The sequence below is a fragment of the Agarivorans sp. QJM3NY_33 genome, from assembly GCF_050870865.2.
Classification (GTDB): domain Bacteria; phylum Pseudomonadota; class Gammaproteobacteria; order Enterobacterales; family Celerinatantimonadaceae; genus Agarivorans.
In genome coordinates, this window is the sequence record NZ_CP194039.2 from 842,373 (window position 1) to 860,635 (window position 18,263).

Here is an 18,263-nt window from a genome sequence, read left to right on the forward strand (position 1 = left end):
GTGGCATTTACTAAATTAAATATTAATACAGCAGAAGATGGCAGTGTGCATTTGTTGCAAGTGACTGATACCCACCTTTTCGCTGATGAACGTACCGGGTTGCTAGGCGTTAATACTTGCGACAGTTTTAGTGCTGTGTTGTCGAACATCCAACAAGACCAAATTCCCTTTGATTACATTCTGGCCACTGGCGATTTGTCTCAAGATCACAGTAAACGTTCCTATCAACGTTTCGCTGAAAAAATTGCGCAGTTAGAGAAGCCTTGCTTTTGGTTGCCGGGGAATCATGATCTACAAGGAAACATGGACACGCTTGAACAGCATGGGATTTTGACCGCCAAGCAGTTAGTCAGTGAACATTGGCAAATCATCATGTTAGATACTCAAGTGGCGGGAGAGCCGCATGGTTCATTGAGTCAGTCACAGTTAGATCGCTTAGCCAAGGCTTTAGCTGAGTATCCTGATAAACATGTACTCATCGCAATGCATCATCAAAGTATTCCTGTGGGGAGTAAGTGGTTAGATCAGCATAATTTGAAAAATGCAGATGCTTTTTTTGCTGTGATCGCCAACTATCCAAATGTGCGAGGAGTTATTTTTGGTCATGTGCATCAAAACTATGAGTTTCAGTTTGATGGCATCGCTTATATTGCAACACCAAGTACTTGTATTCAGTTTTTACCGTTGTCGGCAAATTTTGCTCTTGATCACCAACAACCGGGCTGGCGTTACTTGCAGTTAACTAAAGAGGGGCGAATTGCCACTCGTTTACGTCGTTTATCTGAGCGAAGTTTTCTTCCGGATCCAAAATCTAAAGGTTATTGAGTGGAGCAAGCGTCAGTTTTATTGTATTTACATGGTTTTAATAGTTCGCCTTATTCTGCGAAGGCGCAAGTTATGGCGAACTATGTCGCAGAGAATGCACCACATATTCAGTTTTTATGTCCTCAGTTAGCCTGTTATCCACAGCAAGCTTGGGAGCAAATTTCCCAGTTATTAGAATCAAATCATGATGCTCGTTTAGGTGTTATTGGTAGTTCTCTTGGTGGCTTTTTGGCGACCAAAGTGGCGCAACAAACGGGCGCTCCTGCGGTACTGGTTAATCCAGCAGTAAAACCATATATCTTATTAAACGACTATTTAGGGGAACAAATTAATCCCTATACTCAGCAACGTTATGACTTGCAAGCGCAGCATATACAACACTTACGACAACTGGAAGTTAGCGATTTGAGCTGTCAACAACAGTTATGGGCGTTGTTACAAACGGGTGATGAAGTGCTGGACTTTAGGCTAGCGGTCACCGAGTATAAAGGCGCAAAATTCACTATTGAAGAGGGCGGAGACCACAGCTTTCAAGGCTTTGAACGGCATTGTGGTGCTATTCTCGACTTCTTGGCTCTTAGGTAAATATTTCCATCATGGCTGACCAATATAATTCCGACTCTATTGAAGTATTAAGTGGCTTAGATCCGGTAAAACGCCGACCTGGCATGTATACCGATACCACTCGTCCCAATCACTTAGCACAAGAAGTCATCGATAACAGTGTGGATGAGGCGCTTGCCGGTCACGCTCGGTCTATTATCGTTACCTTATACGCAGATCAATCTATCGAAGTGGTCGATGACGGTCGTGGCATGCCTACCGATATTCATCCGGAAGAGAAGGTGAGTGGTGTTGAGCTGATTTTTACTCGCTTGCATGCGGGGGGCAAATTCTCGAATGAGCATTACCAATTTTCTGGAGGGCTACACGGGGTTGGTATTTCGGTGGTTAACGCCTTATCTTCCCGGGTCGAAGTGCAGGTTCGTCGTGATAGCCAGGTCTATGAAATGGCCTTTGAAGATGGGAATAAGGTTCAAGAGTTAGCGGTTACTGGCAGTGTCGGCAAACGTAATAGCGGAACCAAAGTTCGGTTTTGGCCAACCCCAAGTTATTTTGATAACCCTAAGTTTTCGGTTTCACGGCTGCGTCATTTGTTGCGAGCTAAAGCGGTATTGTGTCCAGGCTTAAATATTAAGTTTATTGATAAAATTAGTAATCAGCAGGATGAATGGTATTACGAAGATGGTTTAAAAGACTATTTAAGTCAGTCCTTTAAAGATTACATTAGTCTGCCAGACGACCCCTTTACCGGCGCTTTTAGTAGCAATGTAGAGGCTGTAGATTGGGCGGTGAGTTGGTTGCCTGAAGGTGGCGAAAGTATCACCGAAAGTTATGTGAACTTAATTCCTACCGCGCAAGGCGGAACTCATGTGAATGGTTTACGGCAAGGTCTACTCGATGCGATGCGAGAGTTTTGTGAGTTTCGTAATATTTTGCCGCGAGGTCTGAAATTGACGCCGGACGATGTCTGGGACCGTTGTTGCTATGTGTTATCGGTAAAAATGCAAGATCCACAATTTGCCGGACAAACTAAAGAGCGCTTGTCGTCTCGACAGTCAGCAGCTTTTGTTTCTGGGGTTGTCAAAGATGCCTTTAGTTTGTGGCTAAATAGTAATACCGATCAAGCCGAATTGCTTGCCGAAGTGTTTATTAACAATGCGCAACGGCGAATGCGTTCCAGTAAAAAAATTGCTCGTAAGAAAGTGACATCGGGACCAGCCTTACCAGGGAAACTGACTGATTGTACTAGTCAGGATCCGCTGGCTGGGGAACTGTTTTTGGTGGAAGGTGACTCGGCGGGAGGCAGTGCGAAGCAGGCGCGTGAACGAGAGATCCAAGCGGTGATGCCTTTACGGGGTAAAATTCTCAACACTTGGGAAGTGGACGGGAGTGAGGTTCTGGGCTCGCAAGAGGTTCATGACATCTCGGTGGCCATCGGTATTGATCCTGATAGTCATGATTTAAGCGGCTTACGTTACGGTAAAATTTGTATTTTGGCGGATGCTGACTCCGACGGTTTACATATTGCCACGCTATTATGCGCATTGTTTATGATGCACTTTAGGCCATTGGTCGAGCAAGGGCATATCTATGTGGCGATGCCTCCTTTGTATCGAATTGATGTGGGTAAAGAAGTGTTCTATGCCCTAGATGAAGATGAAAAACAAGGCATATTAGATCGTATCGAAGCCGAAAAGAAACGCGGTAAAGTGAATGTACAGCGCTTTAAGGGATTGGGTGAAATGAACCCTCTACAATTGCGCGAAACTACCATGGATCCTAATACACGACGTTTGGTTCAGCTCACTATTGATGAAGAGCACGCAACTTTGCAGTTGATGGATATGCTGCTCGCGAAGAAGCGCGCAGGTGATCGGAAGCAATGGTTAGAAACCAAGGGAAACATGGCCTCTGACTTGGTATAGGGTAGCCTAAAAAATGCGAGATCTTCGACTTGGCTTAGCAACGAAGGCGTTGTTGTTGCTGTGCGGTGTATTGTTGATTAGTTTGGTGGGCCTAATCAGCTTTAATCATGACAATTTGCAGAGTTTCTTCAGAGACAGTCGAACCAATGTCATTGCAAATCAAAATTATCAGTTACAAAAATATTATGACGATGTATTTGCGCGTTTAAATTCCTTTAATGCCAGCCAAGCATATCGTTTTGAGAAAGCTAAGTCCGAGGATTTAGCAATGGTATTCGATTCTTTTTGGCAAGATCTAAAGAACTATACAGAGCTACCCATTCGCAGTTTAACCCTTGTGGTGCCTGAGCTAGGAGAGCGTTATGACTTCGGTTATTTAGAGCATAGCCAAAAAGCGACCGATTGGATGTTACAAGCGCATCAACCGCTTTCTTGGATCTTAGATTGCCCGTTAAGCTGCCGAGTGATCGTTGCTACTCATTTTAAGGTGGGTGAGCAACAGACAGATTATCAAGCCTTTTACAGCATCGACGCCTTGCGGTTATTGGAATTGTTTCCTGCCAGTCGAGGCAGCCACCATTTTATGCTCGAGCTGAACGACGATGCCTCCTTGCATTTATTATATGCCGAATCGATGTATCGTCAGTCAATCGCTAACATGTTGACCAAGCTTGACAGCCATTCGATTGTAAATGGTCTTGAGCAATTTAATAGTGAATGGGGTTTGAGTGAATTACATGCTTTTCCGATAAAACGAAACGTCGGTAACAAGCCGGTTTATTACGCCATTATCAATGACATTAATAGCCAATCTCAGCTGCTTAATCGGGCTAACTATAACAACATGTTGTTTGGCATGGCAGCCTTGGTTATCGCAGGTGCGATTGTTATTTTCTGCTTGAGTCCTTCATTGCGACGGATCCGACAAACCATCGATCACTTACCCTTATTGGCGCGCTCATCACATAATCTATTTCGGCGTAATTTGGAAAGTACAGGTAAACGGGTATTGCCTGATGAGTCCGATGAACTGAATCACGCCTTGGTTCGATTGTCTTATCAATTGGAAGCATTAGAACAACAATTGAAGAGCCGCGCTGAAGAGCTAGAGTGGGTTGCTAATTATGATAACCTCACCGATCTGCCGAATCGTCGTAAGTTTGAGCGAGTCTTGAATCAAATGGTTGAAGAGCAACGTTTTGGTTGCTTGTTGATGGTGGATTTAGATAATTTTAAATATGTGAATGATATTAGTGGTCACGGTGCTGGTGATGAAATGCTTTGCCAAGTCTCGGCTAGCTTAGAGCGCTTGCTACCAAACGATAGTATTTTAGCGCGCATCAGTGGCGATGAATTTGCGATTTATCTTGAAGATACCAGTTTAGCCTATGCTGAAGTCGCGGCACAACGGATCATTAGCTTATTGGCCCAAGTTCGAGTACCGGGACACAACATCATTCATACCACTTCGGCTTGTGTTGGAATTGTTGCTTTTCCTGAACATGGCAGTAGATTTGAAGAGTTGATGGCAAAAGCCGATATTTGCAACAATCAAGCGAAAGAGCGTGGTAAAAACTGTGTGGTGAGTTTTGAAGCGGAGAATAGTGATTCGGAGCTTGCTAAAAAACACTTTTGGTTGGACTTGGCACAACATGCTATCGAACGCGACCGTTTGGAACTGTTTTATCAACCGATCATGAACAATAAGCTGAATAAGGTTGAGCATTACGAGGTTTTATTACGGGTTCGAGATGAACAAGATCGTTTACATTCCCCTTATCAACTTATTTTAGCAGCAGAGAAGAATGGCCAGATCGACAAAATCGATTTATGGGTCGTGCAACAGGCCTTGCAGCAGATGGAAACCAATCTGCGTTGTGGTTATACCGATAAGTTGGCGATAAACTTATCGGCACGCTCCTTCTGCAGTGAAAAGGTTATAGCCCGGATTGCCCGAGAATTTGTGAGTCGTAATATTGCTGGCGAAATGATTATTTTTGAAATCACCGAAACAGCAGCGTTACCAAACATGCAGCAAGCAGAAGAGCATATACGGCGTTTGAAGGCACTTGGTTGTGCGATTGCATTAGATGATTTTGGGGTCGGTTATTCTTCGTTTCACTCGCTGAAACAGTTACCCTTTGATTACTTAAAAATTGATGGCTCTTTTGTTCGAGAAATTTTGAATCAACACCAAGATAAGGTGTTTATTCAGGCCTTGGTTGGTATTGCCAATCAATTGGGCCACAAGACCATTGCTGAATTTGTTGAATCGGAAGCATTAAATAACGAACTGATTAAATTGGGAGTTGATTACTCTCAGGGTTATTACATTGGTAAACCAGCTAGCGCACGCTATTTCTGGCAATTTGACAAAGCATCCGCAGTGCTAGCTTTGCAAGGAACATAAAAGGTTATAGAGCATGAGTAGTGCGAATGAACTCAGTTTAGATGGCATAGAACGTCAATCGATGAGCACTTTTACTGAGCAAGCGTATTTAAATTATTCCATGTACGTCATCATGGATCGCGCCTTGCCCCATATTGGTGATGGATTAAAGCCAGTACAGCGCAGAATTATTTATGCGATGTCTGAATTGGGGTTATCGGCTAACGCAAAATATAAGAAATCGGCACGTACCGTGGGGGACGTTTTGGGTAAGTATCATCCGCATGGTGATTCTGCCTGTTATGAAGCGATGGTATTGATGGCTCAACCATTCTCCTATCGCCATCCCTTAGTGGATGGTCAGGGAAACTGGGGCGCGCCAGATGATCCAAAATCTTTTGCTGCGATGCGTTATACCGAAGCGAAATTGTCGAAATTTTCTGAGGTTTTACTGAGCGAGCTGGGCCAAGGAACCTGTGATTGGGTACCTAATTTCGATGGCACCATGAATGAGCCGAAAGTGCTGCCCGCACGTTTGCCGCACATTTTACTGAACGGGGTCACCGGGATTGCAGTGGGAATGGCCACCGATATCCCACCGCACAACGTGGGTGAAATTGCCAAGGCTTGTGTTCATCTTCTGGATAATCCGAAGGCTGAATTGAGTGAGTTGCTCGAATTTGTACAAGCGCCCGATTATCCAACTGAAGCGGAAATAATTACCCCGAGACGCGATATTCGCAAGATTTATGAAACGGGCCGTGGCTCGGTGAAGATGCGAGCCGTATTCCACACCGAAGATGGTGACATTGTGATTACGGCTTTACCGCATCAGGTCTCGGGAGCCAAAGTTCTCGAACAGATCGCGGCACAAATGCAAGCGAAGAAGCTGCCGATGGTGGTGGATTTGCGTGATGAATCGGATCATGAAAACCCAACTCGAATTGTGGTGATACCGCGCTCTAATCGAGTGGATGTTGACCAATTAATGAATCACTTGTTTGCATCCACCGATTTAGAGCGAAATTACCGAGTCAACCTTAATATGTTGGGGCTTGATAATCGGCCTCAAGTGAAAGGCTTGTTACAGATCTTAAGTGAATGGTTGCGGTTTCGCCGCGATGTGGTGCGCCGTCGACTGCAATATCGTTTAGACAAGGTATTAGCTCGTTTACATATTTTGGATGGCTTGCTGATTGCCTTCCTCAATATTGATGAAGTGATTGAAATCATTCGAACCGAAGACGAGCCTAAAGCGGCGCTGATGGCGCGTTTTGGCTTGTCGAATAAACAAGCTGAAGCGATCCTTGAAATTAAATTGCGTCAGTTGGCTAAGTTAGAAGAAATTAAGATCCGAGCCGAGCAAGCAGAGTTAGCTGAAGAGCGCGATAAGCTGGAGAAGCTACTGGGTAGCGAACGTCGACTCAGCACGCTGATCAAGAAGGAAATACTTGCTGATGCCGAAACCTATGGTAACGCACGTCGTTCTCCACTGATGGAGCGTGCAGAAGCAAAAGCCCTGAGTGAAAAAGAGCTGATGCCAAACGAAGCTATTACCGTGGTCTTGTCAGAAAAAGGTTGGGCAAGAGCGGCTAAGGGCCATGAGGTTGATGCTAAAGCCTTGAGTTACAAGTCGGGGGATGTCTTTTTAAGCAGTGCTTATGGACGCAGTAATCAGCAGGCAGTATTTTTAGATACAGCAGGACGCAGTTATGCGCTCGATTCACATACCTTGCCCTCGGCACGTAGCCAAGGAGAGCCATTGACTGGTCGCTTTAATTTGGCGGCAGGGGAAGTATTCTGCAATGTCGTGATGGCCAATGACGAACAGCGCTACTTGGTGGCCTCCGATGCCGGCTATGGTTTTATCGGTAAGTTTAGCGATATGTTAAGCAAGAATAAAAATGGTAAGGCGTTTTTGAGTTTACCTGCGGGCAGTAAGGTTGTGGCTCCGATTGTGGTGGACAGCTACCAGAATGATAGTTGTCTGGTCATCTCTAATGAGGGCAGAATGTTGGTCTTTCCGCTCACCAGTTTGCCAGAGCTCTCTAAAGGTAAAGGGAATAAGTTAATTAGTATTCCTAGTGCAAGAGTGAAAAATCGCGAAGAATATGTGACTTTGCTGAGTGTTGTTCCGGCCGATGCTTCGGTGACTCTATTTGCGGGCAAACGCAAGTTGACTTTGAAACCGAGCGATTTGGATCATTATCGTGGGGAGCGAGGACGACGTGGTAACAAATTGCCTCGAGGCTTACAGCGCGTCGATGGCATTGAGGTCGAGGCTATCGAGAGTGAGCTTGGAGAGGGGCCCAATGCAGATGCCTAAGTGTAGATTTTCAGCTTACACTTGTTCACTTAAATCTCAGCGCGTATACTGCGTGCTGTTTTAAGGGGGTGCTATGTTAGCTGTAATTCGAATTATTTTTATTGCTTTAGTGATGTTAACGGCATTTCCGTTTGTCATTTTGTATTGTTTGGTTCGACCTCGTCATCCTGACCTAGTGCATCAGATTGGCGTTTTAATTGCCAAATGTGGACGCTTTGTGGGCCTTGAGGTTGAAGTTCGAGTGGTTACACAACAATTGCCAGAAAAGGCGGTATGGATAGCCAACCACCAAAATAGTTATGACATGTTTACCTTGCCATTCGCCTTGCGTAAGGGGGTGGTGTCTATCGGTAAGAAAAGTCTCGCGTTGATCCCTTTCTTTGGGCAAATTTACTGGATTACCGGTAATATTTTAATTGACCGGGATCGACGTAGTAAAGCCGCCGACACCATTAAGCAGGCGGCCGCTGCGATAGAGAAACGTCATCTGTCGGTATGGATGTTCCCTGAAGGTACTCGTAGTTATGGACGTGGCTTGCAGAGTTTTAAAACCGGAGCTTTTCATCTAGCCATGCAAGCCAAAGTTCCTATGTTACCGATCTGTTGTTCTTCAACTCATGGTCAGGTAAAACTGAACCGTTGGAACAATGGTAAGGTGATCGTTGAAGTGGGCCATGCTTTTTCGGTCGCAGAATGGAAAGGACAGCTGCGCAGTCACATTGCCGACTTGCATCAGCAGATGGAACAACGGATCTATGAGCTGACCATGGAAGCACGCGGTGAAGCTGCCGATTATGCCGATGTTCATCAACGAAATTTAGCCAGCCCAGCAGAGACCATGGTAGGAGAGAATACATGAGTACCCAACAATTGATTGCCGATTGGCAGGCCGAAACTGATTTAATTATTCAAGAATTATTGGCCGATGGCAGCGATCCAGATGCCGAATATACCATCGAACACCACCTTGCCAGCAACGATTTTAAAGTGCTTGAAAAAGCGGCGGTAGATGTCTTTAAAGCGGGTTATGAGGTGAGTGATGCCGAAGAAGCCGAGCTAGAAGATGGGACTAAGGTATGGTGCTTTGATGTGATTGTTGAAGTGCCGCTAGAAGCGAAAATAATCAAACAAAGTATTGAAGAATTAGCGAATATTGCCGATAAGCATAAGGTCATTTATGATGGATGGGGCACCTATTTCGAGTCTGATGAGGATGACGACGAGTCATAGAGCCTAAAATTTATCGATGAAAACGACGCCTAGGTGTCGTTTTTTTTATTACACTGAGCTATATGCTCAGGATTTAGGATAGGCTGTGTCGCTGCGTATTGTTGTTCTATTATTTTTTCTGGCTTGGCCCGTTGCCGCTATGCAGATGGTCACCGCCAACGCTAATTGGCCGCCATGGCGAGTGATTGAGGCCGATGGTAGTTTGAGCGGTATCGAGATCGATATTCTTAAGCAGCTTAGTCAGGCTCTTGATCTGGAGTTAAAGACTCAGCCCTGTGGTTGGAAACGTTGCTTAAAGTATATGGAACTTGGTGAAAGTGATGTGATGACCGGCCTCTATAAAAACGATGAGCGTGCGCAGTATATGCACTTTGTTGAGCCGCCTTACCGTAGTCATAACGACATGTGTTTTTATCAAGCGAAAATTAGACCTGTGCAGAAGCTCGATAGCTATTCTGATTTGTACTCCTTAACGATAGGGGTATTGAACAAAGTCGCTTATTTTGAACAATTTGATCAAGATCTTAAACTGTTCAAACACTATGCAACGACCGATGAAAGTTTATTTCGCCTACTACTTGGTGGCCGTATCGATACGCTGATTATGTCTTGTATTGAAGGTGATATCTTTTTAAAGCAAAGACACATGACAGATATATTTGAGCATACCAATTATACAAAACGTAATTACCGCTCGGTTTATTTGGCCATTTCAAAACGTTCTAAGTTGATCGAGCGCGCCGCAGAAATCTCAAAGCACTTACAACAAATGTTGGACTCTGGCGAGATTACTAAAATACTCGCATCTTATGGCGTGGTAGAGCGCGATTAACGCGCGCTATCGAGTTTTATACGAGGCCATTAAGTAGGCCAAACAAGCCCCCAAAAACACCGCCCCAAACCACTAACCAGCCTAAGTGTTTTCTAATCATTTGTTGAATAATTTGCTTCACTAATTGCGGCGTGAGTTCGGCTAAGCGTTGTTCAATAATTAAAGTGATTTTTTGTTGTACGTCACCCAAGTGTTCTGGTTGCTCTAATTCTTGGCGCAAAGCCTCACTAAACTGTGGATCCTGACTAATTTGAAGGACAGCCTCTTTTAGTTTATCGATAAAAGGCTGCTCTAAGGGGGTGAGTGCTTCCTTACCACCAAACATCGCTAACATCCCGCCAAATGAAGATCCTTCGATGGTTTCTACTAAGGCATGATAAGCCGGACTAAAATCGGTTTTGTTGATGACGGGACTCAGGTTGACTTGAATTGCTTTGCCACTGGCATCGGATAAAAAGCGGTCGATGTTTTCGGCGGTAAAAAACTGGCTTAGCATCAGTTCTTTGATACCTTGCTTAAAGTCATCGAAGCGGTCTGGAATAACCCCCGAGCCATATAATCCGGGGACTTTTTCAAATAGCATATGAATGGCTATCCAGTTAGTTGCGGCACCAGATAGAGCAAATAAACCGATGGAAAACATCAGTGCTTGTTGGAAAAAATAGCCGACGCAGACCAATACGAGGGCAATCAGATTGGTGATGAAACTTTTATTCATGTTGGTTCCTCGTCTACAAATAAAAAGGTCCCCCGGCGGAGGACCCTTAACTAGACGTGATTTATAACGCAGCGATAGTCGTTTGTTGCGCGACTAGTTTTGCTTTTGCTTTGTCCATTTCGGCTAACTTAGCACGCTCTTTCGCAATCACTTGCTCAGGTGCGTTTGCCACAAACTTTTGGTTAGACAGTTTACCTGCAACTTTTGCTAAGTCCTTGTCGAGCTTTTCAAGTTGTTTGCCAATCCGCGTTAGCTCGGCTTCTTTATCGATGAGACCAGCCATGGGGATCAGTAGTTCCATGTCACCAAGTAAGGCGGTAGCAGAAGCAGGGGACGCTTCGCCTTCGGCTAACAAACTTGTACTCTCCAATTTGGCTAAAGAAGCTAAGAACGGTGCGTTATCCTTTAGGCGGCGTTGGTCTTCACTGGAGGCATTTTTCAATAAGACATTGAGTGGTTTGTTGGGACTAATGTCCATTTCACCGCGAATATTACGAATTGCCAAAATAAATTGTTTGAGCCATTCAAGATCGGCGATGGCGGCTTCATCCATACGACTTGCATCAAACTCAGGGAAAGCTTGTAACATAATGCTGTCATCCGCCTTGCCCTTGCCAGCCAACGGAGCGACTTGGCGCCAAATTGTTTCGGTGATGTAAGGGGTAATTGGATGCATCAAACGGAGTAAGCTTTCTAGTACATTTAGCAAGGTATAGCGGGTGCCACGTTGCTGTGCTTCGCTGCCTTTGAACAAAATCGGCTTCGTGAGTTCTAAATACCAGCCACAGAATTGATTCCAAGTGAATTCATAGATCGTTTGTGCGGCAATATCGAAGCGATAGCTGTCGAGCGCTTCGCGGTAGGCCTTAATGGTTTGCTGATACTGACCTTCGATCCAGCGATCGGCCAGTGAAAATTCCATGTCGCCGCCGTGCTCTTGTGAAGACAGCCCGCAATCTTGCTGTTCGGTATTCATTAAGACGTAGCGACTGGCGTTCCACAGCTTATTACAGAAGTTACGATAACCTTCGAGGCGGTTCATATCCCAGTTAATGTCGCGGCCAGTAGTGGCCATAGCGGCAAGAGTAAAGCGCAGCGCATCGGTACCGTGGGCTTCGATGCCACTTTCAAAGGTTTTACGAGTATCTTTTTCAATTTTCTTCGCCAGCTGCGGTTGCATCATGTTGCCACAACGCTTACTGACCAAGCTTTCGAGATCAATGCCGTCGATCATGTCTAAGGGATCGAGTACGTTCCCCTTCGATTTAGACATTTTGTCGCCGTTTTCGTCGCGGATCAGCCCGGTCACATACACCGTCTTAAAGGGAACTTGTGGCTTGTTGTTTTCATCTTTGATGAAGTACATGGTCATCATAATCATACGGGCAACCCAGAAGAAAATGATGTCGAAACCGGTGACCAATACGTTGCTGGGGTGGAAGGTAGCCAGATCGGGCGTTTTTTCCGGCCAACCTTGGGTGGCGAAAGTCCACAGTCCAGATGAGAACCAGGTATCCAGAACGTCATCGTCTTGGCGCAGACTGATATCGTCGGCTAAACCGTGTTTGCTGCGTACCTCGGCTTCGTTACGACCCACGTAAACTTTGCCTGTTTCGTCGTACCATGCAGGGATGCGGTGCCCCCACCAAAGTTGGCGAGAAATACACCAATCTTGAATGTCGCGCATCCACGAGAAGTACATATTTTCATATTGTTTAGGTACAAACTCAATTTCACCGTCTTCCACGGCTTGGGTTGCGACCTTGGCTAAGGGCGCTGCACGTACATACCATTGGTCGGTCAGCATCGGTTCAATGACCACTCCACCGCGGTCGCCGTAAGGGACGGTGTTATTGTGTTCTGCTACTTCTTCGAGCAAGCCGAGTTCATCAAACTTAGCCACAATCGCTTTGCGGGCGGCAAAGCGCTCGAGGCCTTGGTATTCGGCAGGAATGTCGGTGGCGTAAGCGTCTGATGGCTCACCTTTGCTATTAAATACTTCAGCTTCATCACGGATCTCTGCATTCAGGGTGAGAATGTTGATCATCGGCAATTGGTGGCGTTTACCTACTTCGCAGTCATTGAAGTCGTGGGCAGGGGTGATTTTCACACAACCGGTGCCTTTTTCCATGTCGGCGTGTTCATCGCCAACAATCGGAATTCGACGACCCACCAATGGCAGTTCAATAAATTTACCAATCAGGCTGTTATAACGCGGGTCTTCGGGATTTACGGCAACACCGGTATCACCCAACATGGTTTCTGGACGGGTGGTGGCAACGACTAAGTAGTTAAAGCCTTCACTGGTGGTTTCACCATCAGCCAGCGGATAGCGCAGGTGCCACATGTGGCCTTTTTGTTCTTTGTTTTCTACTTCTAGATCAGAAATTGCCGTGTGTAGTTTTGGATCCCAGTTCACCAAACGTTTACCACGATAAATTAGGTCATCTTCATAAAGACGGACGAAGGCTTCTTCAACCGCTTTAGACATCCCTTGGTCCATGGTGAAGCGCTCACGTTCCCAATCAACCGAGGCGCCGAGACGACGCAATTGTTTGGTAATAGTGCCACCGGATTCGGCCTTCCAATCCCAGATCTTGTCAATAAATGCTTTACGACCGTAATCGTGCTTGGTTTTATCTTCTTCGGCGGCGATTTTACGCTCGACCACCATTTGGGTAGCGATACCGGCATGGTCGGTCCCTACTTGCCACAGGGTATTTTTACCCTGCATACGCTGATAGCGGACCAGAGTATCCATAATGCTATCTTGAAACGCATGCCCCATATGCAAGCTGCCAGTGACGTTTGGCGGCGGGATCATGATGCTAAACGATTCTTTAGCGGTGTTGCCATGGGGCTTAAAATAGCCCTGTTGTTCCCATTCTTGATATAGCGACTGTTCAATAGCGCTGGGGTTGTAGGTCTTTTCCATTGGATGTCTTGACTCTATTTAATTTCTGGGTTTGTGTAGGCTACGGTGTCTAGTTGTAGACCCTGTTGGCGATACACTCGATAACGTTCTCTAGCCGCTGCTTTACCGATTTCATCCGCGGGTACAAAATCGATAAGATGTTGAAAATTTCTGGCAAAATCGACCGCAGTGCTGGTGAGATTCACCAAACATTGACGGCGTTGCCTTGGTACCTGCCAGGTTATTTCGACAGGCGCTCCCCCTTGGGGGCCTTCACCATTGAGATTGTGCGGTACAAACTGTTCTGGTTCAAACTGCCATAGCAGCTCATCAAGTCGCTCGGCGTGTTGTTTTGACGCACAATAGACGACGATCCGCTCACCATTTCGATAGTATTGTGCGACGATTTGACACACTATTTTATCGAGGGCCTCGCTGTCACTGATGACCGAATCGGGCATGATATAAAATTTCGCATTCATACGCTAGAGACTACTTGTTCCAAATACGCGAGCCAAGCCCTGTCGGGCTATATTCGTGGTGCTTATTTAAACCAAAACAGGGAGCAAGGCTCCCTGTTGATTGATCTAGAATGTTGCTTATTCTTCGATTTCCTGACCAGATTTACTGAGTAAAAATTGAGTCAGTAGCGGAACTGGTCTGCCAGTTGCGCCTTTTTCGCCACCTGATTTCCAAGCGGTACCTGCGATATCGAGATGAGCCCAGCTGTATTTCTTGGCAAAACGGGATAAGAAACAGGCCGCGGTAATTGAACCTGCAGTTTTACCACCAATGTTCGCCATATCGGCAAAGTTGCTCGCCAGTTGTTCTTGGTACTCTTCACCGAGTGGTAGCCGCCAAGCTTTATCACCACTTTGTTCGGCACTGTTGAGTAAATCATGAGCCAATGGATTATGTGGCGTCATTAAGCCAGAAGTATGATGGCCTAAAGCGACGACACAGGCACCGGTAAGGGTGGCGACATCAATCACTAACTCTGGATCATAACGTTCTACGTAGGTAAGTACATCACATAGAACCATACGACCTTCAGCATCGGTATTGAGAACCTCAACGGTTTGTCCTGACATGGTCGTAATCACATCGCCGGGTCGATAAGCGTTGCCTCCGGGCATGTTTTCACATCCAGCTAAAATACCGGTCACCTTGAGCGGCAATTGTAACTCGGCTAGGGCTTTCATCGCGCCATAAACACCAGCTGCGCCGCCCATGTCATATTTCATCTCATCCATGCCTGCGCCAGGTTTTAAGGAAATACCACCGGAGTCAAAGGTTAAACCCTTGCCAATTAATACCAGTGGTTTTTGCTCTTCACAACCAGGAGCGCAATATTCGATGATGCTCATCATCGATTCATTATCGGAGCCACGACCAACCGCTAAGTAAGAGTTCATTTCTAGCTCGGCCATTTGCGCTTCTGCAACCACGCTCACCTTAATATTGTCATAATCATTCGCAAGTTGTTGTGCTTGGTCTGCTAAATAGCTCGGATTACAGATATTGGGAGGTAGATTGGCTAAATCTTTGGCATGTTTCACACCATGCGCGACAGCCAAACCATGTTGCACAGCGCTTTCTCCGATAGCCAGTTCACGACGTGTTGGCACATTGAAGACAATTTTGCGCAGTGGACGACGCGTTTCCTCACGATTGCTTTTGAGCATGTCGAAGCTGTATAAACTTTCTTGAGTGGTTTCTACTGCTTGGCGTACTTTCCAATAAGTATTACGTGATTTGACGTGTAACTCAGGTAAGAAACAGACCGCTTCCATAGAACCGGTATCGTTTAAGGTGTTGATCGTTTTGGTGATAATTTGACGGTATTGACGCTCGTTTAATTCCCGTTCTTTGCCACACCCCACCAAGAGCACGCGTTCGCTCAATACGTTGGGTACATGATGTAGCAGCAATACTTGTCCTGCTTTCCCTTCTAGATCACCGCGGCGTAATAGGGCACTGATATAGCCGTCACTAATTTTATCTAGTTGTTCGGCAACTGGTGATAAGCGACGTGGTTCGTAAACACCGACGACTATACACGCACTACGTTGCTTTTCAGGACTGCCACTTTTTACGCTAAATTCCATGAATGCTCCTACAATTAGCAAAACTGGGTTAAGATAGTTTATCTGCTCGAATGGATCAGTTGATCCTAGCGACTGTTTAAATAAATATGAGTGATACAGTCACATTTAGCTATGTGAAACTGTACAAAATAGAAAGTTTATCTGAAATTTTTGCTATTACCAGCAAAGTTCCAAGTTTGAAGTGAATGACTGAGTGCTAATATTCCGCTACTTATTTAAAGAAACGGCCAAAACACAACTCGCAGTGCTTGCTGTTTTGATGCTAATTTTCACCTCGCAAAAGTTTGTTCGGATCTTAGCTCAGGCTGCCGAAGGCAATGTTGCGGGTGAGATCATCGCCAAGGTGATGCTATTAAATGTCCCTTCTTTTTTAATTCTTATCTTACCGATTAGTATGTTCATCGGTGTGTTAGTGGCTCATGGGCGCTTATACGCCGATAGCGAGATGGTGGTATTACAAGCTTGTGGTTACAGCACCGCTCAGTTATTGCGCGATACCTTGGTTTTGGGTTTGCTGTTTACCGTCGTCGCTGCTGCGAATACTTTGTATGTTAGTCCCTACACTAACTATTTGGAACAACGCTTGTTTGACCAAATGGACGCCGAGGCTGGTATGTCGGTGTTGGTACAAGGCCGTTTCGAATCGCTAGGCGGCGGGGTGGTGACCTTCGTTGAACAAATAGAAAATAAAGGCGAACATCTTGAGAAAGTATTTGTGGCGCATACGCCTGCCGCAGGTTCTGAGACCCGCCCATCAGTGGTTATGGCTGAAGAAGGAGGCATAGAGCGCCGCAGTGACGGTTCACAATGGATGGTACTCAGCAACGGCAAACGCTATGAACAAGCGCCTAAAGATTTAGATTTTAGTATTTTACATTTTGAGCGTTATAAAGTTTATTTACGCGAGCAAGAGAGTACTCAATCACAACGGCGGTTGTGGTCACAACCCACCATGGAATTATGGGGGGCGACCGAGTTAGCACAAATTGCTGAATTACAATGGCGAATTTCTTTACCGTTAACTATTCCGATCCTTACTTTTATGGTGGTGCCCTTAGCTGCCGTGAACCCAAGGCAGGGGCGTTACGCAAAGTTATTGCCAGCTATTTTGTTATACCTTAGTTACTACTTGTTATTGAGTGCCGCTCGCAGTGCTGTTGAGGAAGGGACTTTGCCACCCCACATTGGTTTGTGGTCGGTACATGCGCTGATGTTTAGTATTGCCCTGAGTTATTTGTTTATTCGTAGTGAGTATTACTTGAAAGTGCGTGGAAAATTTAAAGGAAAGGCCTGTGTTTCGAATACTTGATTGGTACATTGGCCGAACGATTTTAATGTCTAGTTTGTTGGTCTTGGTGACCCTACAAAGCTTGAGTATGATCGTAAAATTTGTTGAGCAACTGGGCAGCGTTGGTCAAGGGGATTACCAAGTGGTGGATGCCCTATGGTATGTGTTGCTGAGTGTGCCTCGCGAGTTAGAAATATTTTTCCCTATGGCTGCCTTATTAGGTGCCCTGATCGGCTTAGGATCTTTGGCCAGTACCAGTGAATTGGTGGTGATGCAAAGTGCCGGCTTATCTCGTTTTAATATTGCTTCGGCGGTGCTTAAAACGGCTGTGCCGATGATGATCGCGATGATGCTTTTAGGAGAATATGTTGCCCCTTCCTCAGATTTGGCGGCTAAACAGTTACGTTCTAGCAAGATGTCTGGTGGCTCATTGGTCGCGGTACAACGTGGGATATGGGCTAAAGATGGCGATAGCTTTGTGAGTATTGGCGAAGTTCAAGAAAGTAAAGATATATTCAATATTACGATTTATCGCTTTAATCAGAATGCCGATCTTTACCAACAGGTAGAGGGTGAACGTGCTATTTATGATAAAGATTATTGGTTGATCGATCAGGCTGTGGTGACCGATTTTAGTGATGATGGAGTGACTCGACAACACTTCGACCGTTATCGATGGAATAGCAGCCTCACGCCAGAAAAATTGAGTGTAGTGACGATTAAACCCCATGATTTGTCGATCTCGGGAATGTACTCTTACATTAGTTATTTGCAACAAAACCATCAAGATCCCGCTCGCTACCAGTTAGCCTTAGCACGTAAATTGATGATGCCTATACTCACTGGCATCATGATGTTATTAGCTCTGTCTTTTGTATTTGGTCCGTTGCGTAGCTCCAGTATGGGCGCAAAAATAATGATGGGTGTTGTGGCGGGATTTAGCTATTACATTCTTGATCAAGTCTTAGGTTCGATGAGCTTAGTTTATGGTGTGCCCCCTTATGTGAGCGCAGCCATTCCAAGTGCATTGGTACTTGGGATTGCCTTGTATTTGATCAATCGCCGCGCATAAGTGGTGAGTGAATCACAACAGCCCTCGCGATGAGCTTATTAATCGCGTGGGCTCCTGCCATGATTGCAGCCT

Annotated in this window: 14 protein-coding genes; 10 read left to right on the forward strand and 4 right to left on the reverse strand. The window is 45.6% G+C overall.

Annotated features, from left to right (window positions below):
• The 8 genes from cpdA to ACRRSY_RS03795 all read left to right on the forward strand — a co-directional run bounded on the left by cpdA (position 1) and on the right by ACRRSY_RS03795 (position 10,091).
• Positions 1-825, forward strand: coding sequence for a 3',5'-cyclic-AMP phosphodiesterase (gene cpdA / locus ACRRSY_RS03760; RefSeq protein ID WP_432454511.1), 825 nt, complete (start codon positions 1-3; stop codon positions 823-825).
• A gap of 72 nt (positions 826-897) precedes the next feature.
• Positions 898-1,410: a YqiA/YcfP family alpha/beta fold hydrolase gene (locus tag ACRRSY_RS03765; protein ID WP_432454510.1), complete on the forward strand. Its 513-nt coding sequence runs from the start codon at positions 898-900 to the stop codon at positions 1,408-1,410.
• An 11-nt stretch (positions 1,411-1,421) separates the two neighbouring features.
• Positions 1,422-3,314, forward strand: coding sequence for a DNA topoisomerase IV subunit B (parE, locus tag ACRRSY_RS03770; protein ID WP_432454509.1), 1,893 nt, complete (start codon positions 1,422-1,424; stop codon positions 3,312-3,314).
• A gap of 13 nt (positions 3,315-3,327) precedes the next feature.
• Positions 3,328-5,724, forward strand: a complete 2,397-nt coding sequence (locus ACRRSY_RS03775) for a putative bifunctional diguanylate cyclase/phosphodiesterase (protein WP_432464373.1) — start codon at positions 3,328-3,330, stop codon at positions 5,722-5,724.
• 13 nt (positions 5,725-5,737) lie between these two features.
• Positions 5,738-8,029 (forward strand): DNA topoisomerase IV subunit A, encoded by a 2,292-nt coding sequence (gene parC, locus ACRRSY_RS03780; RefSeq protein ID WP_432454507.1) that lies wholly within the window; start codon positions 5,738-5,740, stop codon positions 8,027-8,029.
• A 73-nt stretch (positions 8,030-8,102) separates the two neighbouring features.
• Positions 8,103-8,888: a 1-acylglycerol-3-phosphate O-acyltransferase gene (locus tag ACRRSY_RS03785; RefSeq protein ID WP_432454506.1), complete on the forward strand. Its 786-nt coding sequence runs from the start codon at positions 8,103-8,105 to the stop codon at positions 8,886-8,888.
• A complete protein-coding gene (gene rraB / locus ACRRSY_RS03790; RefSeq protein ID WP_432454505.1) occupies positions 8,885-9,259 on the forward strand; it encodes a ribonuclease E inhibitor RraB in 375 nt (124 codons plus the stop codon). Before ACRRSY_RS03785 ends, rraB begins: the two co-directional genes overlap by 4 nt.
• An 85-nt stretch (positions 9,260-9,344) precedes the next feature.
• Positions 9,345-10,091 (forward strand): substrate-binding periplasmic protein, encoded by a 747-nt coding sequence (locus tag ACRRSY_RS03795; RefSeq protein ID WP_432464374.1) that lies wholly within the window; start codon positions 9,345-9,347, stop codon positions 10,089-10,091.
• A 16-nt stretch (positions 10,092-10,107) separates the two neighbouring features.
• On the opposite strand, the gene ACRRSY_RS03800 is transcribed toward ACRRSY_RS03795, so the two are convergent.
• The 4 genes from ACRRSY_RS03800 to pepA all read right to left on the reverse strand — a co-directional run bounded on the left by ACRRSY_RS03800 (position 10,108) and on the right by pepA (position 15,831).
• Positions 10,108-10,809, reverse strand: coding sequence for a DUF445 domain-containing protein (locus ACRRSY_RS03800; protein ID WP_432464375.1), 702 nt, complete (start codon positions 10,807-10,809; stop codon positions 10,108-10,110).
• A gap of 61 nt (positions 10,810-10,870) precedes the next feature.
• A complete protein-coding gene (locus ACRRSY_RS03805; protein ID WP_432460940.1) occupies positions 10,871-13,744 on the reverse strand; it encodes a valine--tRNA ligase in 2,874 nt (957 codons plus the stop codon).
• A 14-nt stretch (positions 13,745-13,758) separates the two neighbouring features.
• Positions 13,759-14,205 carry a DNA polymerase III subunit chi gene (locus ACRRSY_RS03810; protein ID WP_432460941.1) on the reverse strand — a complete coding sequence of 149 codons (447 nt, stop codon included), beginning with the start codon at positions 14,203-14,205 and terminating at the stop codon, positions 13,759-13,761.
• Positions 14,206-14,322: 117 nt separating this feature from the next.
• Complete coding sequence (pepA, locus tag ACRRSY_RS03815; RefSeq protein ID WP_432454500.1) at positions 14,323-15,831, reverse strand: leucyl aminopeptidase; 1,509 nt, start codon at positions 15,829-15,831, stop codon at positions 14,323-14,325.
• A gap of 193 nt (positions 15,832-16,024) precedes the next feature.
• On the opposite strand from pepA, the gene lptF reads away from it, so the two are divergent.
• Together lptF and lptG are read left to right on the forward strand one after the other, a co-directional pair.
• Complete coding sequence (gene lptF, locus ACRRSY_RS03820) at positions 16,025-17,140, forward strand: LPS export ABC transporter permease LptF (protein ID WP_432454499.1); 1,116 nt, start codon at positions 16,025-16,027, stop codon at positions 17,138-17,140.
• A gap of 25 nt (positions 17,141-17,165) precedes the next feature.
• The gene (lptG, locus tag ACRRSY_RS03825; protein ID WP_432456101.1) at positions 17,166-18,191 is read left to right on the forward strand and encodes an LPS export ABC transporter permease LptG; all 1,026 of its coding nucleotides are present in this window, start codon (positions 17,166-17,168) and stop codon (positions 18,189-18,191) included.
• Positions 18,192-18,263: the final 72 nt, after the last annotated feature.

What these genes read in the sequence shown, in the direction of transcription:
- parE (WP_432454509.1), top strand. Translation starts at nt 1,422, where the DNA reads ATGGCTGACCAATATAATTCCGACTCTATTGAAGTATTAAGTGGCTTA.
- ACRRSY_RS03765 (WP_432454510.1), top strand. Translation starts at nt 898, where the DNA reads ATGGCGAACTATGTCGCAGAGAATGCACCACATATTCAGTTTTTATGT.
- ACRRSY_RS03805 (WP_432460940.1), bottom strand. Translation starts at nt 13,744, where the DNA reads ATGGAAAAGACCTACAACCCCAGCGCTATTGAACAGTCGCTATATCAA.
- lptG (WP_432456101.1), top strand. Translation starts at nt 17,166, where the DNA reads ATGTCTAGTTTGTTGGTCTTGGTGACCCTACAAAGCTTGAGTATGATC.
- pepA (WP_432454500.1), bottom strand. Translation starts at nt 15,831, where the DNA reads ATGGAATTTAGCGTAAAAAGTGGCAGTCCTGAAAAGCAACGTAGTGCG.
- ACRRSY_RS03800 (WP_432464375.1), bottom strand. Translation starts at nt 10,809, where the DNA reads ATGAATAAAAGTTTCATCACCAATCTGATTGCCCTCGTATTGGTCTGC.
- ACRRSY_RS03775 (WP_432464373.1), top strand. Translation starts at nt 3,328, where the DNA reads ATGCGAGATCTTCGACTTGGCTTAGCAACGAAGGCGTTGTTGTTGCTG.
- parC (WP_432454507.1), top strand. Translation starts at nt 5,738, where the DNA reads ATGAGTAGTGCGAATGAACTCAGTTTAGATGGCATAGAACGTCAATCG.
- rraB (WP_432454505.1), top strand. Translation starts at nt 8,885, where the DNA reads ATGAGTACCCAACAATTGATTGCCGATTGGCAGGCCGAAACTGATTTA.
- ACRRSY_RS03810 (WP_432460941.1), bottom strand. Translation starts at nt 14,205, where the DNA reads ATGAATGCGAAATTTTATATCATGCCCGATTCGGTCATCAGTGACAGC.
- ACRRSY_RS03785 (WP_432454506.1), top strand. Translation starts at nt 8,103, where the DNA reads ATGTTAGCTGTAATTCGAATTATTTTTATTGCTTTAGTGATGTTAACG.